12 protein-coding genes are annotated in these 14975 nt (G+C 64.5%); 9 read left to right on the forward strand and 3 right to left on the reverse strand.

What is annotated here, in order from left to right; all coding sequences use genetic code 11:
• Positions 1-193: 193 nt before the first annotated feature.
• Entirely contained in the window at positions 194-1588 is a 1395-nt protein-coding gene (locus PCE31106_RS15325) for a sodium-dependent transporter (protein WP_254441081.1), read from the forward strand.
• 62 nt (positions 1589-1650) lie between these two features.
• On the opposite strand, the gene gor is transcribed toward PCE31106_RS15325, so the two are convergent.
• Positions 1651-3012 (reverse strand): glutathione-disulfide reductase, encoded by a 1362-nt coding sequence (gor, locus tag PCE31106_RS15330; RefSeq protein ID WP_150563859.1) that lies wholly within the window; start codon positions 3010-3012, stop codon positions 1651-1653.
• A 387-nt stretch (positions 3013-3399) separates the two neighbouring features.
• Between gor and PCE31106_RS15335 the strand changes: the two genes are divergently transcribed.
• From PCE31106_RS15335 to PCE31106_RS15370, 8 genes are all read left to right on the forward strand, one after another.
• Positions 3400-3912, forward strand: a complete 513-nt coding sequence (locus tag PCE31106_RS15335; protein WP_150563860.1) for a hypothetical protein — start codon at positions 3400-3402, stop codon at positions 3910-3912.
• 495 nt (positions 3913-4407) lie between these two features.
• Entirely contained in the window at positions 4408-4833 is a 426-nt protein-coding gene (locus PCE31106_RS15340) for a F0F1 ATP synthase subunit epsilon (protein ID WP_026132016.1), read from the forward strand.
• Positions 4834-5108: 275 nt separating this feature from the next.
• The gene (locus PCE31106_RS15345) at positions 5109-5909 is read left to right on the forward strand and encodes an enoyl-CoA hydratase/isomerase family protein (protein WP_150563861.1); all 801 of its coding nucleotides are present in this window, start codon (positions 5109-5111) and stop codon (positions 5907-5909) included.
• 118 nt (positions 5910-6027) lie between these two features.
• Positions 6028-7110 (forward strand): ABC transporter substrate-binding protein, encoded by a 1083-nt coding sequence (locus tag PCE31106_RS15350; RefSeq protein WP_150563862.1) that lies wholly within the window; start codon positions 6028-6030, stop codon positions 7108-7110.
• 34 nt (positions 7111-7144) lie between these two features.
• Positions 7145-8218 (forward strand): ABC transporter ATP-binding protein, encoded by a 1074-nt coding sequence (locus tag PCE31106_RS15355; protein WP_150563863.1) that lies wholly within the window; start codon positions 7145-7147, stop codon positions 8216-8218.
• Positions 8219-8264: 46 nt separating this feature from the next.
• Complete coding sequence (locus PCE31106_RS15360; RefSeq protein ID WP_150563864.1) at positions 8265-10016, forward strand: ABC transporter permease subunit; 1752 nt, start codon at positions 8265-8267, stop codon at positions 10014-10016.
• Positions 10017-10033: 17 nt separating this feature from the next.
• Positions 10034-11668: an AMP-binding protein gene (locus tag PCE31106_RS15365; RefSeq protein WP_150563865.1), complete on the forward strand. Its 1635-nt coding sequence runs from the start codon at positions 10034-10036 to the stop codon at positions 11666-11668.
• Between the two features lie 168 nt (positions 11669-11836).
• Positions 11837-12643, forward strand: a complete 807-nt coding sequence (locus PCE31106_RS15370) for an IclR family transcriptional regulator (protein ID WP_254441087.1) — start codon at positions 11837-11839, stop codon at positions 12641-12643.
• A 7-nt stretch (positions 12644-12650) separates the two neighbouring features.
• Here PCE31106_RS15370 and PCE31106_RS15375 read toward each other — a convergent pair whose 3' ends face one another.
• Positions 12651-14204 (reverse strand): MDR family MFS transporter, encoded by a 1554-nt coding sequence (locus PCE31106_RS15375; RefSeq protein WP_017234331.1) that lies wholly within the window; start codon positions 14202-14204, stop codon positions 12651-12653.
• On the reverse strand, positions 14201-14695 hold the full coding sequence (locus tag PCE31106_RS15380; protein WP_017234332.1) for a MarR family winged helix-turn-helix transcriptional regulator: 495 nt from the start codon (positions 14693-14695) through the stop codon (positions 14201-14203). The genes PCE31106_RS15375 and PCE31106_RS15380 overlap by 4 nt, the downstream gene beginning before the upstream one ends.
• Positions 14696-14975: the final 280 nt, after the last annotated feature.

Consider the following 14975-nt stretch of genomic DNA (forward strand, 5'->3'; position numbering starts at 1 on the left):
CTGCACCTTTTCCCGCGTAGACTCTCCGGCCACCCTGATGGTGTTGTGCGCTGGCACTTCTGAGTCGCATCGTCCCGACGTCGATGTCGTGCCACGCCGGTAATCTGCCTGACGCCATTCCATACAAGTGTCGTGATGCGCTGCGGTCGACCCCGGTTGACACGGCGTGCACGGCCGTTTCCGGAGGAGCCCCGTGTCCCATTTGCCTGATACGCCCGTAGTACCGCCCGTCGCCTCCGCGTGTGCCACGCCCGACGCGCTCGCCGTCGCCGGCCGCGCCACTTGGGGATCGCGGCTGGGCTTTATTCTCGCGGCGGCCGGTTCTGCCGTGGGACTTGGCGCGGTATGGAAATTCCCCTACGTGGTGGGCAAGCACGGCGGTGGCGCGTTCCTTGCGGTATATCTGGGCTGCGTGCTGACGCTTGGCGTCGGGCTGCTGCTTGCCGAAATGGCGATCGGCCGGTTGACGGGCAAGTCGATCACGACGGCGCTGCGTGAATTGGGCGGGCGCCGCTGGGCCTGGGTCGGACGCATTGCGACATTCAACGCGTTCGCGATTCTGTCGTTTTACGTCGTCGTGGGTGGCTGGACGGTGGCGTATCTCGTCCGGGCCATGACCGGCACGGTGCTGGCCAACGACACCGAGCGTCTGGTTGGCGAATTCGCGGCGTTCATCGCGGATCCGGTCGCGTCGCTGACCAGCATGGGGGTCTTTCTCGGGCTGACGACCGTCATTGTTGCCGCGGGTGTGCAAAAGGGCATCGAACGGGCAGGCAAGTGGCTCATGCCCGCGCTGTTCCTGCTGATGCTGCTGGTCATCGCGCGCGCCCTCACCCTGCCGGGCGCGATGGCCGGTGTTGCCTGGTTCCTGACGCCGGACTTTTCCGTCATATCCGGTGCCACGCTGCTCGAAGCGCTGGGTTTGGCGTTCTTCTCGTTGTCGCTCGGCGCGGGCATGATCGTGGTCTACGGCTCCTATCTGCCCAAAGACGCACGCCTGGCCGGTTCGGCCGTTTGGGTGGCGACGCTTGCGACGCTGGCCTGCTGCCTCGCCGGGCTGATGATTCTGCCAGCGGTGTTCGCGTTCGGCGTGGCGCCCAACGCAGGGCCTGGTCTGACCTTCATCACGATGCCCGCCATTTTCGCGCAGATGCCATTCGGCCATCTCGTGGCGATCGCATTCTTCCTGCTGCTCCTGTTTGCAGCACTCACGTCCGCCGTTTCGCTGTTCGAGCCGGTCGTCGCATTTCTCATCGACGAATATCAATGGCGCCGCGGACCGGCCGTGGCGGCGGTGCTGGTGGCCACGTTCGCCTTCGGCGCCCCCGCCGCATTGTCGTTCGGTGTGTGGTCGGACATACGTATTTTCGACCGTACGATTTTCGAGCTGATGGACTACGCGACTGTCAATCTGCTGATGCCCGCGGGCGGGTTGTGCGTGGCATGCTTCGTCGGCGTACGGATTTGGCCAACGGCGCGCACCGTACTCGATGGCACGCGAGCGCAATGGTTCGTGCCTGTGTGGCGAGCGCTATTACTCGTGCTCACGCCGATTGCCATCGTTGGCGTGTGGTATCAGAGCCTCTGATGCGCACGACGGACCGTCGCGCGCATCCGCGACTTGGACAACCTACGCGACGCGCCAGCGAATCACGCGACCGGCGTTCGCATGGTCACCCATTCTTCGGCGGCGGTCGGATGTACCGCCAGCGTGCGGTCGAAGTCGGCCTTCGTGGCGCCCATCGTCAGGGCTACGCCGAGCAACTGCACCTGTTCGCCGGCGTGATCGCCTACCATGTGGGCGCCGACGATCTTGTCGGTGGCGCCGTCAACGAGCAGTTTCATCAGCACCCTTTCCTGACGGCCCGACAGCGTTGCCTTGAGGGGCCGGAACGACGCTTTGTACACCTGAAGCTGTGCATAATCGGCGCGCGCCTCGCTCTCGGTGAGACCCACCACACCGATCTCGGGGGTGCTGAACACGGCCGTCGGAATCCGCTTGTGATCGACGCGTGTCGTGCGCTCCCCGAACACCGTGTCGGCGAATGCCTGTCCTTCGCGAATCGCCATCGGCGTGAGGTTGACGCGGTCGGTGACGTCGCCCACGGCGAAGATCGACGGCACGTTGGTGCGCGAGAACTCATCGACGATCACCGCGCCCTTTTCATTGAGCGCCACACCGCTCGCGGCCAGGCCGAGACCTTGCGTGTAAGGCACGCGTCCTGCGGCGCTGAGCAGCACATCGGTGTCGTGCTTGCTGCCGTCTGACATCGTCACGCGCAATTGGCCCGGCGCTTTGTCGACGCGTGCCACGGTGCGCTCGAGCAGGATTTCGATACCGCGGTCGCGGTACGCGGCTTCGAGCGAGGTGCGAACGTCGTCGTCGAAGCCGCGCAGCAGGTGCGGGCCGCGATGCACGAGTGTGACCTTCGAGCCGAGTCCGGCAAACACGCCCGCGAACTCCAGCGCGATGTAGCCGCCGCCGATGATCGTGATGCGCTCGGGCAGCGATTCAAGATGGAACACTTCGTTCGACGAAATCGCATGTTCGCGGCCAATGAAGTGCGGCTGGTCCGCCGGTTTTCCCCCGGTGGCGATCAGGATGTGCCGCGCCGTGATGCGCTCGCCCGTGGCGGGCAGCACGACCGTGTTCGGACCTTCGACCACGGCCCGCGCCTCGACGAGTTCGGCGCCCGCGCGTTCGAGGTTGGCTCGATAGATGCCTTCGAGCCGCGCGATTTCGCTGTCCTTGCGTGCAATGAGCGTTTTCCAGTCGAACGTGGGGGAGGGCACTTGCCAGCCGAAACCGGCGGCATCTTCGAACTCGTCGGCGAAACGGCTCGCATAGACGAGCAACTTCTTCGGCACACAACCGCGAATGACGCAGGTGCCGCCGACGCGAAACTCCTCCGCGACTTTCACACGGGCGCCGTATTGCGCCGCGACGCGTGCTGCGCGCACACCGCCCGAACCGGCACCGATTACGAAAAGGTCCACATCGAACTGGGGCATTGCTGACTCCTGTTGGTCGTGCCGCGCGTCGAACCGTGGCAGCGCAAGTGCGCGCAGCGTGTCGACGAGCACAGCTTCTGGCGATGAGCGATTGTGCCAGAGACCGGCTCGGGACGTCGGCGGGCCACCCCGATTTCAGAGCCGTCCGAGGCCGGAGTCGGCGATTGCCGCATCGCCGGCGCCGATCGCATGCGGACGTGTCACGCGTAGCCATCCGATGTTTCTGAAATGAAACAATTCGTGGGTATCGCCGCGGCAGCGCACATGTCACGGAAATGGAAGTGTCTAAGAATCAATGGGTTGTGGATCGTGGTCCGAAAGTTGCTCTGAATCGCTCGGGACAGGCGGGATTGACCGCAGACAGAAGACGATGTGGACGAGGATGTCATGACGAAGTCGCTCTTTCGCCTCATGGGCGCCATGCTAGCGCTGGCGTGGCTGTGTTGCTTCTGGATACCGGCATCGGCACATGCCGCGAATCCGTCGGGCACCCTGCGTCATGCGGGGGCATCGGCGAGCAAGAAGACCACGGCCGCACACACCTGGCATGGCGTCCGGCTGTCGCGGGCCGCACGCATGAAGCGTGCGGCCCGAGCGCCCGAATTCGCACCGCCGGGCGCCCCGCCGCCGGCACTCGTCGGTGTCGCGCCGGCCCCGTGGCACGATGTGTTCACGGATGCAGGCGTCTGGGCGTCGGATCCGATTGTCGTGAGCGGAGGCACGCTCGGCGGCATGCTGGGGAATGCCGGGGTGACGCGATCCGACGACGGCATGGTCACCGGACCTCACGCCGGGCTGACGGGCCTGTATCAAACCGTCTGGCATCGTGCGCTGTCCAATCCTGCATCGACCACACAACTCTTCGCCGGTGCGCCTGAATACTTCGGGCTGCATTTCTAACCCCATCGGGTGCTTGTGCTCCATCTGCCCCATCGCGGCCGACCGGCCGCGTCGCGGGACACCCATGCATTTCCGGTGCGATACGGGCAATGCGCATGCCGCATTCCCCGCCGAGTTGATCGGTATCCGATGCGTTATGCGCGCCGAGTCGCGCGTCGCGCGCTGCGCATTGCACCCGCGCCGGCCCTGCACCCCCAGCCTTTCAGGCACATTGGCGCGCCTTGCGCTCAAGCTTGCCTCGCCAAGCGCAATGCGGTTAGCATGAATCCGCAGCCAACGTGTGGCATTCCCTCAGCACATGCCGACGGCGGGCATGCCATTCCGTCCCCCAGCCCCCTTATGAGCCCGCCTGATGCGTCCGTAAAACATCATCCCCAGAGGAAAGCGATACCCATGCGTGGCGACCGATACCTTTGCGCGACGCGCACGCAACGCAACGTCAAATGCGAATCGATTTAGGCGATGTCCGCGGCATCGCAGGGAGAAGTGAAAGGCATGGCATTACTCAAGGTCGACGTGGTGAGCACCGAGCGGGCGATATTTTCGGGCGAGGCCCGTTTCATCGCGGTGCCCGGCACAGCGGGCGAATTGGGTGTGCTCCCCGGGCACACGCCGCTGCTCACGGGCGTGCGTCCCGGCACGGTGAGGATCGAGGCGAGTGACGGCACCGATACGTTTCTTTACATCGCAGGCGGTTTCGTCGAGATTCAGCCGAATCGGGTGACGATTCTGGCCGACACCGCCATCCGCGCCGAGAGTCTTGATGAAGCCCGCGCCGAGCGCGCGCGCGAGGAGGCCAAGGCGGTGCTCGAAACCCAGGCGAGCAATATCGATTACGCCAAGGCGCAAGCGGAGCTGACGGAAGCTGTGGCGCAATTGCAGGCCATTCGACGCATTCGCAAGCAAAAGGGGTCTCGCTGAGCCAGTGACACGGCGCATCGGCGCCAACGCCAACGCCAGCAAGACGGGCAGTCCTCACGGGCTGCCCGTTTTTTTTCGCCCCTCGCTCCCGAGGTGCAACCCCCTGAGGTAAACCCCGAAGCGATTCGACTTGCGCCATCTTTTTGAAATAACTATATTTCTCTCAGATAACAGTTATTGCACTGAGATAACTGTTTAGTGAGAAATGCGTTCATCGCATGATCGTCATCTCAATGCCCGCGTGATGCCACGCGTGGCGTGCCCTTGGAGTTCAAATGAGCGAGACAGCAAAGCAATCGGAGCAGGAAGTTCTTTTCACGCAGGTCGGTCGTGTCGCGGTGATTACGTTGAACCGCCCGCAGGCGCTCAACGCCTGGACCATCGCCATGCGCGAACTGATCATCGATGCGCTCGAGCGGTTCAATACCGACGACAGCGTGGCCGCAGTGATCATGACCGGGGCGGGGCGCGCCTTCTCCGCGGGGCAGGATCTGGCCGAGGCAAAGCATTTCGACGGTGACACCGCCATCGAATGGATCAAGGGCTGGGAGCACTATTACGACGTGATTCGCAGTCTGAAGAAACCGCTTGTCATGGCGCTGAACGGTACGGCAGCGGGTTCGGCCTTCCAGGTGTCGCTGCTTGGCGACATTCGCGTCGGCCATCCAGGCGTGCGCATGGGCCAGCCGGAGATCAACGCCGGGATCGCCAGTACGACCGGCCCGTGGATCATGAATCACATGCTCGGCCTGTCGCGCACCATCGAACTCACGCTCACCGGCCGTCTGATGGAAGCTGACGAGTGCCACCGCCTCGGCTTGATTCATCACCTCGTACCGGAGGAGAAGGTGTTCGAGAAGGCCCTGGAGATCGCCTCCGAGCTGGCCGAAAAGCCGCCGGTGGCCATGCGCCTGGACAAGCAGCGCTTTCGCGAGATGACCGAAGGGACGTTCCAGGATGCCATCGCCGCCGGTATGCGCATTCAACGCGAGTCGTATGAATCGGGCGAGCCGGCACGCATGATGGCGGCGTTCTTTGCCAAGCGTGCGGCCAAGGCCGAGACAGCGAAGGCCTGAGCGCTTCCGTCCACTGTTCAATCACGTCGCGCCGCTCGGCATTGGGCTCAGCATTGCCGGGCGGCAACCATGACAGGGCATGCGCACCGCGTCTGTCCACACGCTAGCGGAGTTTCTAATGTCACATTCGCACGACCCGCAAAACCCGTCCCGTCGCCGCCTGCTGCAGCTGGCCGGCACCGCCGCGCTGGCAGGCGCTTTGCCGTTGGCCGCATCGCGCACGGCGTATGCCCAGGCACGCCAATTGATCGTCTCCGATCCGGGCGGCCCGTACACGACGGCGTACCGCCGCGCGTTCTACGATCCGTTCGAGAAAGCCACCGGCATCAAGGTGGTGAGCGTGGCGCGCGATTCGCAGCCGGTGGCGCAGTTCGCCGCGATGGTGCAGACGAAGAACTTCGTGTGGGATGTGACTACGCTCACGCTCTCCGCCGACATTCCGTATCTGGAGTCGAAGGGCTTTCTCGAGCCCATCGGCATGAAGGTCGCCGATTTCCCCGGCATCATGCCCGAGGCGGTGACGCCCGACTGGCTGGGGGTCGACGTGTATTCGACCGTACTGGCCTACCGCACCGACAAATTCCCGAAAGACGCGCCGCAGACGTGGGCGGACTTCTGGGACGTAAAGCGCTTTCCGGGCCGCCGCTCGCTGCGCCGCAGCCCGCTCGACACGCTCGAGCAGGCGCTCATGGCCGACGGTGTGTCGATCGACAAGCTCTACCCGCTCGATCTCGACCGCGCCTTCAAGTCGCTCGACAAGATCAAGCCGCACATCGATCTTTGGTGGACGTCTGGCGCGCAGGCCATGCAAGCGATCCAGAACGGCGACGTCGACATGATGTCGACGTGGAACGGTCGCGCGCAGGCCGCCATCGACAACAAAGCGCCGGTGAAGATCGTCTGGAACCAGGGGCTGTATTCCATTGAAGGGTGGGGCATTCCGAAGGGCACGCCGCGCGCCGAATTCGCACGGCAGTTTGTTCGGTTCTGCGGCGACCCGGCACGTCAGGCGTTGATTACCCAGGATCTTGCGTACGGTCCGACGAACCTCAAGGCGTTCGACGCGATCCCGAAGGATCGCGCCCCGTTGATGCCCACGGCCCCGGCCAATTTGAAGGGCATGCGTTTGCCAAGCCCGCAGTGGTGGGCCGAGAACCGTACGAAGGCGACGGAGCGTTTCAACGCATGGCTGTTGTCGTAAGCCGTCAAGCACCGCGAAGCAGGAAGAGACGACTATGAGTACCAAACTGGAAACCATGGGTCTTGCCAAGACGTATCGCGAGACCCCCGCGCTCCTGCCGACCGACCTGCGGGTCGCGGCGGGAGAATTTCTGACCTTGCTCGGCCCGTCGGGCTCGGGCAAGACCACGCTGTTGCAGATGATTTCGGGGCTGGTCGAGCCGAGCGCCGGGCAACTGCTCATCGACGGGCGCGACGCCACACACGAAGCGCCCGGCAAGCGCGGCATCGGGATGGTGTTCCAGAGCTACGCGCTTTTTCCGCACATGACGGTCTGGGACAACGTGGCGTACGGCTTGCGCATGCGCAAGCTGCCGCGCGCCGAACTGGCGCCGGCCGTCGACGCCGCGCTCGCGATGGTCAAGATGCAAGCGTTCGCGCAGCGACTGCCGTCGGAGTTGTCGGGTGGGCAGCAGCAGCGCATTGCGCTTGCCCGTTGCTTCGCGTTCCGTCCCTCGATCATCTTGCTCGACGAACCGCTCGGCGCGCTCGACAAGAAATTGCGTGAGCACATGCAACTGGAAATCCGGCGTCTGCACCAGGAGTTGGGCGCGACGTTCATCTACGTCACGCACGATCAGGATGAGGCGCTCACGCTGTCCGACCGTATTTGCCTGATGAATCAGGCGCGCATTGAGCAGATCGGTACGCCGTCGCAGTTATACGACCGCCCGGCAACGCGCTTCGCCGCGGATTTCCTCGGCCATTCCAATTTGCTCGACGGCGTGGTCGAGCGCATGGACGACGGCCGTGTTGCGCTGCGTGTGGGCGAGCGTTGGGTACCGATCGGCCCGAGTCCCGACTTGCCCGCTGCGGGAGAGGCCAGTCTACTGGTGCGCCCGGAGGCGGCGCGTCTGACGTCGCCCGAAGACGGCACGCTCGCTGGCACGATTCGCCAGGTCGTTTTCGTGGGCTCGGATACGCGCGCCATTGTCTCGCTGGGGCAGGGGAACGATGGGGCGCAGGGGGCCGACTTCACCGTGCGCTGCCCGCGCGACCTGACGCCGCGCGTCGGTGAGCGCGTCGGACTGGCGTGGGATCACGGCCGTGCGACGCTGCTCACGCGCTGAGCAAATTTCGTCAACGCCCTCGTCATCCGCTTCAGGAGTTTTTGTCATGTGGCTTGTTCAGCGCCTACCTCAGGCGGGGCCTCGTATTGCCTGGCCGCGACAGGTGGCCCGGTGGTTGCCGGCCTTGCCCGCGTTGCTGTTCCTCGTGGTGTTCTTCATCGTGCCGGTCGTCGAGATTCTGCAGGGCGGCCTCTACGATGCCGACGGCGTGCTGTCCGTCGCTCAGTTTGCCCGCATGACGCACTCGGCCGTGTACATCAAAGTGCTGGCTTCGACGTTCTGGATTGCGTTTCTTACCGCCGGGCTTTCGGTCCTGCTCGGTTATCCGGTGGCGTATCTGCTCGCGCGGCTGTCGGCGCGCTCGCGTGAGCGCTGGTTGCTATGGATCGTGCTGCCGTTCTGGACCAGTTATCTCGTCAAGACGTATGCGTGGATGCTGCTGCTCTCGAAGACCGGCCTGCTCACGGTCGTGGCCACGCATCTCGGGCTGATCGATAGCGCGGGCACGCTTGCGCCGTCGCTCACCGGTGTGCTGATCGGCATGGTGCACGCGATGCTGCCACTCGCCGTCATGACGATGTTGCCGATCATGCGCGGCATCAACATGCAGCTGGTGCAAGCGGCGCAAACGCTCGGGGCTGACCGCGCGACGGGCTTCTTCACCGTTTTCCTGCCGCTGTCCGGGGCGGGTGCGGCCGCCGCCGGGTTGCTGGTCTTCATCACGAGCCTGGGTTTCTTCATCGTGCCCGCACTGCTTGGCTCTCCGCGCGAATCGATGGTGGCGCAGCTCGTCATCTCGTCGGTACTCGATCTGTTCGACCTGCGCTTTGCCGGCGCGCTCTCGAGCGTGCTGCTGCTGTGCTCGATTGTCGTGTTCTTCGTGTACGACCGCGTCGTGGGGTTGTCGTCGCTCGCCGGCGAAGCGCCGGAACGTCGTGCGGGGACCGGTGGGCGCATGTTGCCCATGCTCATCGCCATTGGGCGGCTCGCGGGCAAGGTGTCGCTCTCGGGCGGACGCCCGCGGGCGGGGGGGGGCTTCGGTCTCAAGGCGTACACGGGGGCGGTCGTGTTCGCCCTGGTGTTGCCGATTGCGTTTGTGGTGCCGCTGGCCTTCACCAAGCAGTCGTTCGTGGCGTTTCCCCCGCAACTCTTCACAGTGAAATGGTTTGTGGCGTTCATCGAGTCGAGTGTGTGGCAGGCGGCGTTGCTGCGCTCGCTTGGCGTGGGCTTCGCCACGGCGACACTTGCCCTCATCCTCGGTTTCGGCGCCAGCCTGGCGCTCGTGCGGCTGCCGTCGCGGTGGCGCAAGCCGCTGTTCGCCATGTTCATCGCGCCGTTGATCGTGCCGCGCATCGTGGTCGCCGTCGGCTTGCTGTATTTGTTTGCGCGCTGGGGGCTCGCCGGCACCAATGCCGGTCTCGTCATCGGCCACACGGTGCTTGCGATTCCCTATGTCGTGGTCACGCTTTCGGCGAGCTTCAAGCGCTTCGACTGGCGGCTCGACGATGCCGCCAAGATGCTCGGTGCATCGGCCTTTACCCGCGTGCGCACCGTGTTGCTGCCGTTGCTCGCGGCGAGCCTGGGATCGGCATTCCTGTTCGCCTTCATCGTGTCGTTCGACGACCTGACCATCGCCATCTTCGTGTCTGGCGGCATCAACACCACGCTACCCAAGCAGATGTGGGACGACATCCAGTTGGCCGTCACGCCGACGCTGGCTGCCGTGGCGACCTCGCTGGTGTTTCTGATGGTGTTCATCGTCTGGCTGTCGTCGATCTTTAAACGCAAGCGCTATTGATATCTGCGGAACTCCGTATGTCCATGTCCAACGTTGCCCGAGTCGCGCCGGTGAATGCGCAGACGTTTTCTTCCGTGCATCCTTATACGAAGTACTTTCCCCAGCGGGCCGAGGGCGACCGGCTCGATGTCGTACCGCTGCTCTTGGCAGGGCTCCACGGCACGTCGGCCAAGCCGGTCGTCGTGTTCGAGGGTGAAGCCATCGACCGGGCCCAGATGGCCGCGCGCGTGGGCGCCATGCAGGGCTGGCTTGCCGCGCAAGGCCTCGTGCCGGGCGACCGCGTGGCGGTGATGCTGGGCAACAGTGCGGCGCAGGTGGCGTTGATCTATGCGCTCATGCTTTCCGGTCTGGTGTGGGTGCCCGTCAACACGCGCCTGAAGGGCGACGGTATCGAATACCTGCTCGGCCACGCCAAGCCGACGCTGCTCATTGCCGAACCGGCCTTCGCCGACGTGCTCGACGCGGGTGCCACCCTCGCGGCACAGCAGCCGGGGCACCACGGGACACGCGTCGTGCGTCACTGGCTCGCGGACGTCATGACCCAGGCCGCGGCGTACATCGGTACCGCGCCAGCGGCGGCGGAGCTCACGCCCGCGTCGGTGCTGTGCATCATCTACACGTCGGGCACCACCGGCGCGCCCAAGGGGGTGCTGTTCACGCACCGCATGATGCGCATCGCCAGTGAGGCGGCGCTGCGCGTGGCCGACGCGCACGACGGCGACCGGCTGTTTCTGTGGGAGCCGCTGTGCCATATCGGCGGTGCCCAGATGCTGCTGCTGCCCTTTCTCGCCGATCTCGAGATGCACGTGGTGGAGCGTTTCTCGGCCAGCCGCTTCTGGCAGCAATGCGCCGCCGCGCAGGCCACGCATCTGCACTATCTCGGTGGCATCCTCGACATCCTCATGCAACTGCCGCGCGAGGCCCAGCCGGCGCAGAACTCATTGCGCGTGGCGTGGGGCGCGGGCGTGTCGGCGAGCGCCTGGCAAGCCACACGAGAGCGTCTGCAATGCGCGTTGCGCGAATGCTACGGGATGACGGAGTGCTCGAGCTTCGCCACCCTCAACGACGCGGATGTGCCGGGTGCCATCGGCCACGCCCTGCCGTGGCTGACGCTGGCGTTGCTCGACGACGCGGGACAGCCCGTGCCCGACGGCGAACCCGGTGAGATCGTGCTGTCGAGCGACGTGGAAGGCGTCTTCCTGCCCGGCTATCTCGATAATCCGGAAGCCACGTCGAAGGCGTTGCGCGACGGCAAGCTTTTCACGGGCGACAGTGCGCGGCGTGGCCCCGACGGCAGCCTGGTCTTCATCGGCCGGCGCACGGACAGCATGCGGGTGCGCGGCGAGAACGTGTCGGCCTGGGAAATCGAGCGTGTGTTTGCGCGACATCCGGCGGTGGTGGCCTGTGCCGCCATCGGCGTGGCAAGCGACATCGGGGAGCAGGATGTGATGCTTTACGTCCAGTTCCGCGACGGCCAGACACTCGACTGGACGGTACTCGCGCAATGGGCCGCCGACAAACTCGCCAGCTACCAGCGGCCGCGTTACTATCGCGCCACCGAAGGTTTCGAAACGACGCCTTCGGAGCGCATTCGCAAGCATCTTCTCTCGCGCGATACCTCGCAGGCGTGGGAGGTGACGGAGGCAACGTAATCCGTGTGGGCAGCGCGGTCGTCACCGGCGCGGCGACGATGACGGTGATTCTGGCGTTATCGGTATAAGATAGACTGTTATTTTTATGAGATAATTCGTCCCTGCCTGCCCCATTTCCTCGATATCGTGGCCACCACCAAGACACCCCGCACCCGCGCCAAAGCGGCAATCGCCAGCGAGATAGCTACTGCTCCCGCCCCATCGACCGAATCCACGCTTTACGTGCAGTCCGTGGAGAAGGCGATGAAGGTGCTGACGGCGTTCGACGGGTCGAAGCGCCATCTGTCGCTTTCGGAAATCGCCGCGGCCACGGGGCTGGACATCAGCGCGGCGCAGCGCTTCACCTTCACGCTCTCGGCGTTGGGCTATCTGCTCAAGGACGCGCAGAGCAAGAAGTACGAACTCTCGCCGAAGCTGCTGGACTTCACCTATCACTACCTCGTCTCGAACGAACTCGTGAGCCGCGCCGCTCCGTATCTTCAGCAACTCGCGGCGGAAACCGAGGAGGCGACGAACCTGACGGTGCGGCTCGACACGGACATTGTGTTCGTGCTGCGTATTGTGAGCCGCAGCGTGTTCAATGCGAACGTCATCGTCGGCTCGCGCCTGCCGGCCTATTGCACGGCACCCGGGCTGGCGTTGCTGGCTACGCTCGACGATGCCGAGGTCGACGACATTCTCGCGCGCACGAATCTCGTGCAGTTCACGCCGGCGACCGTGGCGCAGCCTCGCAAGATCAAGGAACGGCTTGCGCGCATTCGCAAGCAGGGATACGCGCACACCGAAGACGAATTCTTCATGGGCGACATTTCGACGGCGGCGGCCGTGGTGAACCAGGACGGCCGGGCCATCGGGGCGATCAACATTGCCGTGCCGCGCGTGCGGTGGAACGCCGAACGCGACGAACGGCGCTTCGCCGACCTCGTGATCCAGACGGCTGGCGCGTTGTCGGCGCGGCGGCGCCAGGAGAGCTGACGTCGCGTCAGTCGGCCGCCACGTGCACGATCTCGTCGTGCTTGTCGATCTCGCCGGGGGCGCGTTTTTTCAGCCGAATGAAGAGCAGCAGCGGCATGACGGCGATCGTGAGTGCCATCATGAGCCGGAAGTCGTCCAGGTAAGCGATCATCGCCGCCTGTCGCGTGACTTCCGCATTCAGGGCGGCCATCGCCGCGGCACCGTACGTCTGCACGTAAGCCTCCACCCCTTGTGTAAACGGCGTAATGCGCTCCGAGAGCACCGCGTGGTTGACCTGCGTGTTCTGGGTGAGCAGCGTCTGCACGACCGAGATACCGATACTGCTGCCGATGTTGCGCGACAGGCTGTAGATGGCGGCGCCGTCCGCGCGTAGCGTGCCGGCGAGCGTGGCAAACGTGACCGTGGTGAGCGGCACGAAGACGAAGCCGAGACCGAAGCCCTGAATGACCCCCGGCCAGACGATGTCCGACGGCCGCAGCGTGAGCGAGTAACCGGCCATCAGATACAGCGAATAGGCGGTCAGTGCGAAGCCGAAACCCAGCAGGTAGCGAACGTCGACCTTGCCGACCAGGCGTCCGACGATCAGCATGGCGGCCATGGTCCCCGCGCCGGAGGGCGCCGTCACCAGCCCGGTGAGAATCGCAGGGTAGCCGAACAGACTTTGCAGCATCGGCGGGAGCAGGGCGCGCGTGGCGTAAAGAATGATGCCGACGACGAAGATGTAGACGACGCCCGTGTTGAAGTTTCGGTCACGCAGCAACGCGCGGTCGAAGAACGAATGCTCGCCGGCCGTCCACGTGTGGACGACGAAGTACGCAAAGCAGATGATGGCGCCGAGCATCTCCAGCCAGATCTCGGTGGCGTTCAGCCAATCCTGCTGTTCCCCGCGATCGAGCAGCAGTTGCAGCAGGCCGATGGCCAGACTGAGGGTGACGAAACCGAGCACATCGAATTTCCCGGCCTTCTGCTCCGGCGGCTCTCTGAGATAAGCGGCAATACCGAGGAACGCGATCAACCCGATGGGCAGGTTGATGTAGAACACCCAGCGCCAGTTGTAGCTGTCGGTAAGCCAGCCGCCGAGTGACGGGCCGAGAATTGGCCCGACCATCACGCCCATGCCGAACACCGCCATCGCCGAGCCGTGCTTGTGCGGCGGGTTGATGTCGAGCATGGTCGCCTGCGACAGCGGCACGAGCGCCGCGCCGCAAATCCCCTGGAACAGCCGTGCGGCCACGATTTCCGTGAGCGAATGCGCCATGCCGCACAAGGCCGAGGCGATCGTGAAGCCGGCGACGGACCACAGGAAGACGCGCCGGCGACCGAAGCGCGCGCAGAGCGTGCCGGTGAGCGGCGTGGCGATGGCGGCCGCCACGATATAGGACGTCAATACCCAGGTGATGGAGTCCTGCGAGGCGGAAAGACTGCCCTGCATGTGGGGGAGTGCCACGTTGGCGATGGTGCTGTCGAGTGTCTGCAACACCGTCGCGAGCATGACGGACAGGCTGACGAGCGCGCGATGCTTGCCCGGATCGTCAGCTGTTTGGGGGGATGCCACGGTCATTCTTTTATTGGATCGTGAGGGTTATCGCGACGCGCCGGTGACGGGCATTCGGCTTCGGCGCGCGTCAGGTTCGTCAGCACCTTGCCCAGTAAGCGCGACAGTTCGGTCCGTTCAGCCGGGGTGAGGTCGGCCAGCGCTTCGCGTTCGGTCGCGTTGGCGAATGCGACGATCATGTCGATCTTGGCCTCCGAGGCCTCCGTCAGATAGAGCAGGTGCGCGCGTTTGTCGTTCGGATCCCGTTCGCGCCGCACGAGTCCCTTGTCCCTGAGCCGGTCCAGCAGTCTCACCAGCGCCATCGGCGTCAACTCCATGCGTTCGGCCAATTCGGCCTGTGTCTGGACCCCATAGCGATGCAACATGACCAGCACGCGGCATTGCGCGCGCGTGAGGTCGAAGTTGCCGCGGGCACGCCGGTCGAACAGGCGCGAATGAACGCGCGCGACGTCATGTACCAGCGTGCCGAAACGGGAAGACCAATCGATTTTCGGCATATCGGAAGGTGCGCCGGGGTCGCCTTCGGGGAGTCCCGGCAAGGTCAATTAGTAAACAGGTTTATCATTTTGCCAGACACTTTCTTCGGACTGCAACTGTCGCAAATAGGTGACACCCATACTCGACGGCCGAAGGCGCTGAAATGTGGTCGGCCGGTTTCGCCCGGTGTGACGAGGGTTCGCGGGCGGTGGGCACAATCCCCGGACAGACGCTGTTGCGCCGCCCGTGAAAATCTGAAAAAGCCAAGAAAAATAAGCACTTGACACTTCGCCTTGGCGG

The organism is Pandoraea cepalis (genome assembly GCF_902459665.1).
GTDB classification, from domain to species: domain Bacteria; phylum Pseudomonadota; class Gammaproteobacteria; order Burkholderiales; family Burkholderiaceae; genus Pandoraea; species Pandoraea cepalis.

Excerpts from the sequence above, each read along its gene's own strand:
- PCE31106_RS15335 (WP_150563860.1), top strand. The coding sequence starts at position 3,400 with ATGACGAAGTCGCTCTTTCGCCTCATGGGCGCCATGCTAGCGCTGGCG.
- PCE31106_RS15350 (WP_150563862.1), top strand. The coding sequence starts at position 6,028 with ATGTCACATTCGCACGACCCGCAAAACCCGTCCCGTCGCCGCCTGCTG.
- PCE31106_RS15375 (WP_017234331.1), bottom strand. The coding sequence starts at position 14,204 with ATGACCGTGGCATCCCCCCAAACAGCTGACGATCCGGGCAAGCATCGC.
- PCE31106_RS15340 (WP_026132016.1), top strand. The coding sequence starts at position 4,408 with ATGGCATTACTCAAGGTCGACGTGGTGAGCACCGAGCGGGCGATATTT.
- PCE31106_RS15345 (WP_150563861.1), top strand. The coding sequence starts at position 5,109 with ATGAGCGAGACAGCAAAGCAATCGGAGCAGGAAGTTCTTTTCACGCAG.
- PCE31106_RS15355 (WP_150563863.1), top strand. The coding sequence starts at position 7,145 with ATGAGTACCAAACTGGAAACCATGGGTCTTGCCAAGACGTATCGCGAG.
- PCE31106_RS15365 (WP_150563865.1), top strand. The coding sequence starts at position 10,034 with ATGTCCATGTCCAACGTTGCCCGAGTCGCGCCGGTGAATGCGCAGACG.
- PCE31106_RS15380 (WP_017234332.1), bottom strand. The coding sequence starts at position 14,695 with ATGCCGAAAATCGATTGGTCTTCCCGTTTCGGCACGCTGGTACATGAC.
- gor (WP_150563859.1), bottom strand. The coding sequence starts at position 3,012 with ATGCCCCAGTTCGATGTGGACCTTTTCGTAATCGGTGCCGGTTCGGGC.
- PCE31106_RS15360 (WP_150563864.1), top strand. The coding sequence starts at position 8,265 with ATGTGGCTTGTTCAGCGCCTACCTCAGGCGGGGCCTCGTATTGCCTGG.